Origin of the sequence: Kitasatospora arboriphila, assembly GCF_039528095.1 — a bacterium.
Lineage (GTDB): Bacteria > Actinomycetota > Actinomycetes > Streptomycetales > Streptomycetaceae > Kitasatospora > Kitasatospora arboriphila.
On record NZ_BAAALD010000056.1, the window covers coordinates 41787 to 52263 of the forward strand.

Below are 10477 nucleotides of genomic sequence, written 5' to 3' on the forward strand. Positions count from 1 at the left end.
GCGAGCGCCTCCACGAGGCCGTCGCCCGGGTCGGTGAGCAGGTCGGCGCGCATCAGGCCACCGCCGCCCGGGTCGGCGGGAACCACTGCATCTCGGGCAGCGGCGCGGTGGTCGGCGCGAGTTCCAGGTACGCCAGGTGGCGCAGGAACCGGCTGAACACCTGGGCGGCGGCCGCCCGGTCCGCGGCCGGCCGGTGTGACCCGCCGCCCCGACCCCGCCGGCGCGTCCGGCCGGCCGTACGCCGCCCGCGTGCGCCCGCTGCCGCGGCGGTGCAGCCTCTCGTGCTGCGGCCGGCCACCGGACCCGCCACCGCTTCACGCCGCCGCCACGCCCGTGCAACACCCCGCTGCGACCATCGACCGCATGCTCTCCCTGGTCGCCTCCCCCGCGTTCGGCCGAGCCCCCCAGTCCACCGAGGGCGGCGGCGCCGGGGCGGTGCTGCGCGCCGTCCTGGTGCGCGGCGCGCTGACCCGCCCCGCCCTCGGCCGGGCCACCGGCCTCAGCGCCGCCGCCGTCTCCCGGCACACCACCGACCTCGCCGCCCTCGGCCTGCTGCGCGAACTGCCCCCGGCCGACGGCCCGCCGCGGGCCGGCCGGCCCCGGCTGCCGCTCGACATCGACACCCGCCACCACCTCGCCTGCGGCGTCCACATCGGCGTCCCGTGGATCACCTTCGCCCTGCTCGACCTGCGCGGCCGCGTCGTCGCCCACGAACGGCTCCCCCGGCACGGCGACGCCACCGCCGTCCTGCGCACGATCCGCACCCACCTGCCCTCCTTCACCGCCCGCCGCACCGCCGGACGCTCGCTGCTCGGCGTCGGCGTCGTCACCGGCGGCTGGGTCGACTCCGAACGCGGCGTCGTCGTCGAGCACGCCCCGCTCGGCTGGCACGACGTGCCCGTCCGCGACCACCTCGCCGGAGTCACCCGGCTGCCCGTCCACGTCGACGGCCACGCCCGCGCCCTCGCCCGGGCCGAACTCCTCTTCGGCGCCGGCCGCGAGGCCACCGACCTCGTGCAGCTCTTCGTCGGCAACGTCGTCGACGCCGCCATCGCCACCGGCGGGGGCGTCCTGCAGGGCAGGCGCTCCCGGGCCGGTGACATCGGTCACCTGCCGGTGCCCGGCTCCACCGAACCCTGCCCCTGCGGCCGCACCGGCTGCCTCCAGGCCACCGTCTCCGACCGCGCCCTGGTCCGCCGCGCGCACCGGCTCGGCGTCGTCCCGCAGCCCGACCTCGACCTGCTGCTGACCCGTGCCGCCGCCGGCCGCCCCGACGCCCTGGAACTCTTCGAGGAGCGGCTGCGGCTGATCGCCCCCGCCGCGGCCCTGCTGCTCGACGTGCTCAACCCGGAGGTGCTGGTGGTCAGCGAGGCCGGACTCGCCGTCTCCCCGCACCTCGCGGACGTCCTGCACGAGCAGGTGCTCGCCCGGGCCCGCCCCGAGCCCGGACAGCTCGTCGCCGCGGGCTCCTTCGGGTTGGACCTGCTGGCCGTCGCCGCCTGCGCGGGAGTCCTCGACAGCGCGTACCGGCGGCCGATGGAGCTGCGCACCGCCCGGGCGTCCTGACCTGCGGGTCCCCGCGCCGGGCCGGCCCGCACCAGCGCTCCGACCAGTGCGAACGGTCCGTCAACGCCGCATTAATTCCGCCGGGCCGAGGAATCGTTGTCCGCCCGCCGGGCCGCCCGGAGGATGGCAGGGACCCCTCGTCCCCTCCTCCGAGCCGGAGCCCTCCGCCATGCCCGAGAACGACCGCCAGCTGCACTTCAACCTCTTCCTCATGGGCGTCGGCCATCACGAGGCCGCCTGGCGCCACCCCCGGACCGACCCGGCGCAGGCCGCCGACATCGGCCACTTCCAGGACCTCGCCCGGCAGGCCGAGGCGGCCTCCTTCGACTCCGTCTTCCTCGCCGACGGCGTCGAGGCCCGCTCGGACGGCGGCTGGGGCCTGATCAGCCACTTCGAACCGTTCACCCTGCTCACCGCGCTCGCCGTGGTCACCGAACGGATCGGGCTCATCGGCACCGTCTCCACCGGCTTCTCCGAGCCCTACAACCTCGCCCGGCAGTTCGCCTCGCTCGACCACATCAGCCGCGGCCGGGCCGGCTGGAACATCGTCACCTCGGCCGGCGACCGCGCCGCCCAGAACTTCGGACGCGACGCCAACCAGGAGCACGCCCTCCGCTACGAACGGGCCGACGAGTTCCTCGACGTCGTCACCGCGCTCTGGGACAGCTGGGAGGACGGCGCCCTCCTGCTCGACCGCACCACCGGCGCCTTCGCCGACCCCGACCGGGTCCACGAGATCGACCACACCGGCACCCACTTCCGCGTCCGCGGGCCGCTGAACATCCCGCGCAGCCCGCAGGGCCACCCGCTGCTCGTCCAGGCCGGCTCCTCCGGCAGCGGCCGCGCGTTCGCCGCCCGCCGGGCGGAGGCCGTGTTCACCGCGCAGCAGACCCTGGAGGAGGGGCAGTCCTTCTACGCCGACCTCAAGCGGCAGGCCGCCGCCGCGGGCCGCGACCCGCAGCAGGTGAAGATCCTGCCCGGCGTGGTGCCCGTGATCGGCTCCACCGAGGCCGAGGCCCGCCGCCTCGACGAGGAACTGGACGCCCTGATCAGCCCCGCCCGCGCCGTCTCCGTCCTCTCCGGCGTCCTCGGCGTCGACCTCACCGACCACCCGCTCGACGCCCCGCTGCCGCCGCTGCCGCCGGTCACCGAGATCAACGGCGCCAAGAGCCGCTTCGAGCTCGTCCGCGACCTCGCCGAACGCGACGGACTCACCCTGCGGCAGCTGATCGGCCGACTCGGCGGCGGCCGCGGCCACCAGGTCTCCGTCGGCACCCCCGAACAGATCGCCGACCACATCGAGACCTGGTTCACCCGGGGCGCCGCGGACGGCTTCAACGTGATGCCGCCGATCCTCCCCGACGGCCTCACCGACTTCGTCGAGCAGGTGCTGCCGATCCTCCGCAAGCGCGGCCTCTTCCGCGAGGGCTACACCGGCCGCACCCTCCGCGAGCACTACGGCCTCCACCGCCCCGCCGGCCGCTGGTCCACCGCGGCCTGACCCCACCCCCCACCCCCCACCCCCGGCGCGGGGAGGAACCCAGGGGCGCGGGGAACTGCGCAATTCGGATGCGGCTCACCGTACGGACCAGGCCCGGCCCGTGCAGTCATGACACCCGCGTCCCGGTTGCGCAGTTCCCCGCGCCCCTGAGGTGTGACCACCCGCGGCACAGAGCGTGCTCCCGGTACGGAACACCCCGCCCACCCCGGCCCGTTGGCACTCTCGGAGCGAGGCACCCACGCCCCGCTCTCCACCCACCACCCCACCACCCCACCAGCCCTGCGCAGCAGCCCCCAACGAGGAACACCCCGCCCACCCCGGCCCGTTGGCACTCTCGGAGCGCGGCACCCACGCCCCGCTCCCACGGACGAGGAGGCGGGGATGACGGACCGGAAGTCATTGGTGCTCGGCGGGGGCGGGTTGGCGGGGATCGCCTGGCTGACCGGGTTGCTGGCCGGGTTCGAGGCGGAGGGTGTCGCCGTGGCCGGCACGGCGGACCAGGTGGTGGGCACGTCGGCGGGTTCCACCGTGGCGGGTCAGCTGGCGAGCGGTCTGCCGCTCACCGAGCTCTACCACCGGCAGAGCGAACCCACCTTGCAGAACGCCGAGTTGACCCCCGACCCGGCCACGGTCGCCACCTTGACCGCGGTCTGGGGGAAGCTCGTCGAGGAGACCGTCGACCCGGTGGAACTGCGCCGGTCGGTCTGCGAGATGGCCCTGGCCGCGGAGACGGTGTCCGAACCGGCCCGCCGCGAGGTGATCGAGGGGCGGCTGCCGCGGCACGACTGGCCGGCGTGGCCGCTCACCCTGGTGGCGGTGGACGCCGGCACGGCCGAGGAGGTGCTGATCGACCGGGAGTCCGGGGTGGGCCTGGTCGATGCGGTGGCGGCGAGCTGCGCCGTCCCGGGGATCTGGCCGCCGGTCTCGGTGGACGGCTCCCGGTACGTGGACGGCGGTGTCCGCAGCTCGGCCAACGCCGACCTGGCCGAGGGCGGCCGGGTGCTGGTGCTGGCGCCGCTGCCGGACGAGGCGCTGACCGCGCAGGTCGCCGCGTTGGAGGCGCGCGGTGCGGCGGTGCTGGCGGTGACCCCGGACGAGGCGTCCGCGGCCGCGTTCGGCGTGAACCCGCTGGACCCGGCGGTGCGGACGCCGGCCGCGGAGGCCGGCCTCGCGCAGGGCCGCCGGATCGCCGCGCAGGTCGCGGAGGTGTGGGGGAGGTGAACGCGCCCGGCCGCGCCGCGGGCGGTGCGCCGGCGGCGCGGCCGGTGCGGTGCCGCTCGGTGGCCGGGTTCAGCCGGTGTAGTGCGCGGCGTCGTCGCCCTCGACGATGTAGCTGGGCTCGCCGCTGACGCCGACCGGCACGTCGCCGGCGACGGTGACGCGGTGCAGGCGGCGCGGCAGGTCGTCGTAGTCGTCCGGGGCGTAGTGCTGGGTGGAGCGGTTGTCGAAGAGCACGACGTCGCCGACCGACCAGCGCCAGCGCACCACGTTCTCGGGCCGGGTGACGTACGACTGCAGGGTGCGCAGCAGGTCGTGCGAGGCGCCGGTGGGCAGGCCGAGGATGCGTTCGGCGAACCCGCCGATGAACAGGCCGCGTTCGCCGGACTCGGGGTGGACCCGGACCACGGGGTGGGCGGTGCGGTAGGTGCGGGAGGTGAAGACGGCGCGGCGCTCGGCCTCGGCGTCGTCGAGCTCCTTGCCCTGCGCGTAGTCGTAGTCGTTGGTGTGGACGGCCCAGAGCCGGTCCGCGAACTCCCGCAGCTGCTCGGGGAGGTCTCGGTAGGCGGCCTGGGCGTCGGCGATCAGGGTGTTGCCGCCGTAGGGCGGGACGACGAGGCTGCGCAGCGTGGACGCCTTGGGCGGGGTGCGGACGAAGGTGACGTCGGTGTGCCACTGGTTGGCCCGGCCGCCGTCCTCGCTGTCGACGGCGAGGACGTTGGGCTGTCCGTCGAGCGAGGGCACGGTCGGGTGGGCGGTGGTGAGCGGGCCGAAGTAGCCGGCGAAGCGGGTCTGGCCCTGGTCGTCGAGGTGCTGTCCGCGGAAGAACAGCGCCTTGTGGGCGACCAGCGCGTCGTTGAGTGCGGTGACGGTCTGCCCGTCGAGCGGCTGGGAGAGGTCGATGCCGGTGATCTCGGCGCCGATCCGGCCGCCGACCTTGTGGAGCTCGAACGCGGTCATGGGTGTGCTCCTCTTCGTGGTGCGGGTCGGGAGTTTCAGGAGGTGATGGGTGCGGTCCCGAAGGCGGGGCCGATGGCCTGCAGCGCCCCGGGGGTGCGGCCGTGGCCCCAGCCGATCCGGGCCCGGTAGCTGCCGAGCAGTCCGGCGCCGGCGAGGTCGTCCTCGTCGTGCGGGACGGGCTGCGGCCGGGTGCGCGGGTCGACGTACAGGGCGTCGACGGGGCAGTTGGCCTCGCAGTGGAAGCAGGTCTGGCAGTCGTCCTGCCGGGCGATCACGGGGATGCCGTCCGCGCCGCGGTCGAAGACGTCGGTGGGACAGACCCTGATGCACTTGTCGCAGGCGATGCAGCGGGCGGCGGAGACGAGTTCGATCACACGGGCTCCTTCACGGCGGGCTCCTTCACGGGGCGGGTCCAGACCTCGTCCAGGCCGCCGGTGGCGATCCGGTGGTGCTGGGCGGGGTCCTGGTCGGGGAAGTCGAGTCGGCGGGCCATGCCGCGGCTCTCGGTGCGGGCGAGCGCCGAGCGGTACATCCAGCGGGCGTTGGCGGCGAGCGCGGCGGCCTGCCGGGTGCGGATCGCGTCGCGGCCCTCGCCGTGCAGTCCGGCGCGCAGGAGCCGCCAGGTGTCGTCGAGCACCCGGAGCGACCCGGTGAGGGTGTCGCCCTGCCGCAGGTAGTTCTTGTCGTACGGCAGGACTTCGCCCTGGACGGCGGCGGTCACCTCGCGGTGGTCGGCGCCGCCGCTGCCGGTGGGCCGCAGTCCGGCTCCGCCCGCGGCCCGCACGGGCCGGGTGCGGGCGGCGCGGCCGAGCCCGAGGGCGTACCGGGCGGCGCCGGTACCGGCCCAGCTGCCCGAGGACATCGCCCAGGCCGCGTTGTGGCTGCCGCCGCCGGTGAAGCCGCCGCAGATCTCCTCGCGGGTGGCGGCGTCGCCGGCCGCGTACAGGCCGGGCACGGTGGTGCGGCAGTCCGCGTCCGCGATCCGGATGCCGCCGGTGCCGCGGACGGTGCCCTCGGCGAGCAGGGTGATCGCGAACCGCTGGGTGAACGGGTCGATGCCGAGCCGGTCGAAGGTGAGGAAGAAGTTCGGCTGGGCGAGCCGCATCGCCTGCCGGTCGGCCGGGTCGGCCCGGTCGAGGGTGCAGTAGACCTTGGCGTTGAGCAGTTCGCGGGCGATGACCGATCGGCCGCCCTGGCTGGCGGCGCCCTCCAGGACGCTGCCGTCCTCCCGGTGGAAGGTGGCGAAGGAGTAGAAGGCGGTCTTGGTGACGGAGGTGTGCTCGGGCGCGATGCCGTACGCGTTGGAGAACTCCATGCCGGAGAGTTCGGCGCCGACCTCGGCCGCGTAGAGGGCGCCGTCGCCGGTGTCGGTGTCGGTGCCGAGGGCCCCGCTGAGGAACGCGCAGCCGCCGGTGGCGAGGACGACCGCGCCGGCCAGCACCCGGTAGGGGTGCCCGGCCTGCCGCCGGTGGCCGGCCGCGCCGGCGACCGATCCGTCGGCGGCGGTGAGCAGTTCGGTGACCGGGCTGTGGTCGAGGATGCGCACCCCGGCTCGGCGGGTCCTGATCCGCATCCGCCGCATGTACTCCGGGCCCTGCAGTCCGTTGCGCGGCTGGCGGCCGTCGGGCGCCGTCGGGAAGGGGTATCCGCCGGTCTCCGCCAGTTCGTTGATGTTGGCGTAGGTGCGGTCGAGGACGCGGGCCATCCAGCCGCGGTCGGCGAGGTGTCCGCCGAGTCCCTCGCGGCTCGCCATGGCGGCCTCCCGGGCGGCCGGGTCGGGCTGCACGTACCAGACTCCGGTGCCGCCGGCGGCGGTCGCGCCGCTGGTGCCGCAGTAGCCCTTGTCGGCGAGGACGACGTCGGCGCCGGCCCGGGCCGCGTCGAGGGCGGCCCAGGTGGCGGCCGGGCCGCCGCCCACCACCAGGACGTCCGCGGTCAGTTCGAGGCTCTCGCCCATCCCTCAGACCCCCACCGGTGCGCGCCAGGCGGTGAAGCGGCGCTCCAGGGCGACCAGCAGCTGGTTGAAGAGCACGCCGATCACGGAGATGGTGACGATGCCCGCGTACATCTGCGGGATGGCGAAGTTGAACTGCGACGCGTTGATCAGGTAGCCGAGCCCGGCCTTGGCGCCGACCATCTCGGCGGCGACCAGGACGAGGATGGAGACCGCGCCGGCCAGCCTGATCCCGGTGAACACGGTCGGCACGGAGGCCGGCAGGATCACCTTCTGGAACAGCCGGAACGGCGAGAGGTTCAGTGAACGGGCGAGCCTCAGCAGGGTCGGGTCGACGGTGCGGACGGCGCTGATGGTGTTCAGCAGCACGGGCCAGATGCACGCGTAGAGCACGATGGAGATCTTGGAGGTCTCCCCGATCCCGAGGATCAGCACGAACACCGGCAGCAGCGCCAACGCGGCGGTGTTGCGGAAGAGTTCGAGCACCGGGCTGAGCAGGTTGGCGACCGGCCGGTACCAGCCGATCAGCAGGCCGAGCGGCACGCCGAGGGCGACGGCGAGGCCGAAGCCGCTCAGCGATCGGGTCAGACTGGCCTGGGTGTTGGTCGCGAGCTGGCCGCTGTCCAGGAGGCCGAACCAGGCGTCGACGACCTGGCTGAACGGCGGCAGGAAGGTCGGGTCGACGAGGTTCAGCCGCGGGGCGGCCTCCCACACGGCGAGCAGTGCGGCGATCGCGACGGTCTTGCCGAGGCCGGCCAGCAGCAGACGGGGCAGCCTGGAGCGGCGGCGCGCGGCACGGGCACCCTCCCGGGGCGGAACGGCCGGGGCTTCGGCGGCCGGCGCCCCGGAGTTGGGCTTGGGCTTGGTGAGGACGGGCGGGGCGGACGGGCGGACGTCGGTGCTCATGCGGCGCTGACCTCTCTCTCCAACTGCTGGGCGCGGCTGACCTCGTCGTGCAGCAGGCTCCAGATCTCGTGCCGGTAGCGGGCGAACTCCGGGCTGGAGCGCAGGTCCTGGGCGGCGCTCCGGTCGCCGAGGTCGATCGGGACGACCTGCTTGACCCGGCCCGGGCGGGAGGTGAGCACGGCCACCCGACCGCCGAGGTAGACCGCCTCCTCGATGCCGTGGGTGATGAACAGGACGGTCTTCCCGGTCTGCTGCCAGATCCGCCGCAGCTCGTCCTGCAGCGACTCGCGGGTCTGGGCGTCGAGCGCCGCGAACGGCTCGTCCATCAGCAGCACTTCGGGGTCGTAGGCGAGGCTGCGGGCGATCGCCACCCGCTGCTTCATGCCACCGGACAGCTCGTGCGGGTGCCGGTCCTCGAAGCCGGTGAGGCCCACCAGCGCGAGGTACTCCCGTGCCCGGGCGGCGCGTTGGCGTCTCGGCACGCCGATCGACTCCAGGCCGAACTCGACGTTGCCCTGGGCCGTGCGCCAGGGCAGCAGCGCGTACTGCTGGAAGACGGTGGAGCGGTCGGGCCCGGGCCCGGTCACCGGGCGGCCGTTCAGCAGGATCTCGCCGGAGGTGGGCACGGTCAGCCCGCCCAGCAGGTCGAGCAGGGTGGACTTGCCGCAACCGCTCGGCCCCACGAGCACGGCGAACTCACCGGCGGCGATGTCGAGGTCCACCCGGTCCACGGCGGTGAAGTCGCCCCCGCCGCGGACCTGGAACACCTTGCTGACGGAACGGAAGGAGATGTCGGCGCTCATCGCTCAACTCCTGCTCGGGGAGGGGCTCGCGGCCGTCGCCGCGGCCGCGGGGTAGCCGTTGAACTCGTTGGTGTAGAGGTCGGCGGGCTTCACCTGGCCGGCCTTGATGTCGCCGTGCTCGACCAGCCAGTCGATCCAGATCTTGAACTCGTCGTCGGTGATCCGACCGCCGGTCTCCGCCACGCCCGCGGACTTCCAGTACTTCAGGGCCGCGGTGTCCTCGTTGCGGCCGCGCTTCTTCACGATCTCGACGCTGCGGGCGATGACCTCCTCCCGCGGCGTGGTCCTGGTCCACTCGATCGCCTTGGCCACACCGGTGACGAAGGTCCGCGCGGTGGTCGGGTTCTGCTTCAGGAAGCGGTTGGTGATGACGTACGTCCCCGCGCTGAACTTGCCGAGCAGGTCGTAGTCGCTGAACAGCGGCCGGATGCCGCCCGCGGCCAGCGCCTTGTCCCGCAGCACGCCGCCCAGCACCCCGACCTCGATCTGCTTCTGCCGTACCGACTGGTCGGTGTTGACCGGCGGCACCACGATCGGCTCGACCTTGGCGATCTCCGCCGGCGAGAGCCCGTTGCGCTGCAGGTAGATGTCGAGGATGGCCTCGCTGTGCGCACCCAGGGTGTTCATCCCGACCTTCTTGCCGAGCAGGTCGCGGGCGGAACGGATCGGGCTGTCCTGCAGCACGTAGAAGCCGTTGTACGCGGCCTCGTCGACGCCGTAGTAGCTGATCACGGCCTTCACCGGGGCACCGGCTGCGATCAGCTTCACGACCGCGCCGTTGAAGGCGCCGCCGAAGTCGATCTGGCCGGTCGCCGCGGACTGGATGTCCTGCGGGCCGCTGATGGTGTTACCGACCCATTCGAGCTTCACGTCACCGAAGTAGCCGAGGTCCTCGGCGAGTTCGGGCAGGGTCACCTGCCCCGCCCAGCCCTGGTATCTGAGCTTCTTCGTCTCGGATCCGGAGCCGGCGGAGGCGGTGGCCCGGCCGCAGGCAGCGGCGGCGACCCCCACGGCGGCGAGCGCGAGGAACTGGCGACGGGAGGTGGCGGGCATGGCGGAGGTCCTTTGCGGGAAGGGCGGCACACCCCTCCCCCGGGACGCGAACACCACGACGTCGGCGGCAGCCGGACAGCACGGAGGAACCCGTCACGGGAGAGCGGTGGCACAGGGAGTGCGAGATGAACGACCGCCATCGGCCGGAAGGCCCGAGGAACGGTCGGAGAGCGGAGCCCGGGTACGCCGGAGTGCGGCAGGGGGCTCAGGTGAGGCCGGCGAGGCGGCGCGCCGTCATGGCGCGGTGGCGGGCCTGCCCGTCAACGGCAGGCGGCACAGATGGCGCTGGCATGACGTCGCAGATCGACGTGCAGGCGCCCGACGAGGCTCTCGGCTTGGCTCACGCTCTCAGCGTTCCAGCCGGCCCGTTCCCGGGTCAACGAATGTTCCAGCCCTGCAAGAAACCTGTCGTACCGCCGACACACGCGGGCCGGGGAGTCGGGTCCGGAATGGGTCCGGAATGGGTCCGGAAATGCGAGAAGCCAAGGCATCGCGTTCTGTGCACCGGGCGCGGCG

Annotated in this window: 10 protein-coding genes; 3 read left to right on the top strand and 7 right to left on the bottom strand. The window is 74.0% G+C overall.

The features are described from left to right. Positions 1 to 363 precede the first annotated feature (363 nt). The 3 genes from ABD353_RS25605 (at position 364) to ABD353_RS25615 (ending at position 4288) form a co-directional block, all read left to right on the top strand. Entirely contained in the window at positions 364 to 1566 is a 1203-nt protein-coding gene (locus tag ABD353_RS25605; RefSeq protein ID WP_344626019.1) for an ROK family transcriptional regulator, read from the top strand. A 169-nt stretch (positions 1567 to 1735) separates the two neighbouring features. Then, positions 1736 to 3067 (top strand): LLM class flavin-dependent oxidoreductase, encoded by a 1332-nt coding sequence (locus ABD353_RS25610; protein WP_344626020.1) that lies wholly within the window; start codon positions 1736 to 1738, stop codon positions 3065 to 3067. A 381-nt stretch (positions 3068 to 3448) separates the two neighbouring features. Beyond that, positions 3449 to 4288 carry a patatin-like phospholipase family protein gene (locus tag ABD353_RS25615; RefSeq protein WP_344626021.1) on the top strand — a complete coding sequence of 280 codons (840 nt, stop codon included), beginning with the start codon at positions 3449 to 3451 and terminating at the stop codon, positions 4286 to 4288. 69 nt (positions 4289 to 4357) lie between these two features. Here ABD353_RS25615 and ABD353_RS25620 read toward each other — a convergent pair whose 3' ends face one another. The 7 genes from ABD353_RS25620 to ABD353_RS40520 all read right to left on the bottom strand — a co-directional run bounded on the left by ABD353_RS25620 (position 4358) and on the right by ABD353_RS40520 (position 10452). Beyond that, positions 4358 to 5245 (bottom strand): TauD/TfdA dioxygenase family protein, encoded by an 888-nt coding sequence (locus ABD353_RS25620; RefSeq protein ID WP_344626022.1) that lies wholly within the window; start codon positions 5243 to 5245, stop codon positions 4358 to 4360. A 35-nt stretch (positions 5246 to 5280) separates the two neighbouring features. Further along, positions 5281 to 5619, bottom strand: a complete 339-nt coding sequence (locus ABD353_RS25625) for a 4Fe-4S dicluster domain-containing protein (protein ID WP_344626023.1) — start codon at positions 5617 to 5619, stop codon at positions 5281 to 5283. Beyond that, the gene (locus ABD353_RS25630) at positions 5616 to 7202 is read right to left on the bottom strand and encodes an FAD-binding protein (protein WP_344626024.1); all 1587 of its coding nucleotides are present in this window, start codon (positions 7200 to 7202) and stop codon (positions 5616 to 5618) included. The genes ABD353_RS25625 and ABD353_RS25630 overlap by 4 nt, the downstream gene beginning before the upstream one ends. Positions 7203 to 7205: 3 nt before the next feature. Beyond that, positions 7206 to 8105 (bottom strand): ABC transporter permease, encoded by a 900-nt coding sequence (locus ABD353_RS25635; RefSeq protein WP_344626025.1) that lies wholly within the window; start codon positions 8103 to 8105, stop codon positions 7206 to 7208. After that, complete coding sequence (locus ABD353_RS25640; protein ID WP_344626026.1) at positions 8102 to 8908, bottom strand: ABC transporter ATP-binding protein; 807 nt, start codon at positions 8906 to 8908, stop codon at positions 8102 to 8104. The genes ABD353_RS25635 and ABD353_RS25640 overlap by 4 nt, the downstream gene beginning before the upstream one ends. A gap of 3 nt (positions 8909 to 8911) precedes the next feature. Next, complete coding sequence (locus ABD353_RS25645; RefSeq protein WP_344626027.1) at positions 8912 to 9961, bottom strand: ABC transporter substrate-binding protein; 1050 nt, start codon at positions 9959 to 9961, stop codon at positions 8912 to 8914. Positions 9962 to 10221: 260 nt separating this feature from the next. After that, a complete protein-coding gene (locus ABD353_RS40520; protein WP_425555248.1) occupies positions 10222 to 10452 on the bottom strand; it encodes a putative leader peptide in 231 nt (76 codons plus the stop codon). Between the last annotated feature and the right edge of the window lie 25 nt (positions 10453 to 10477).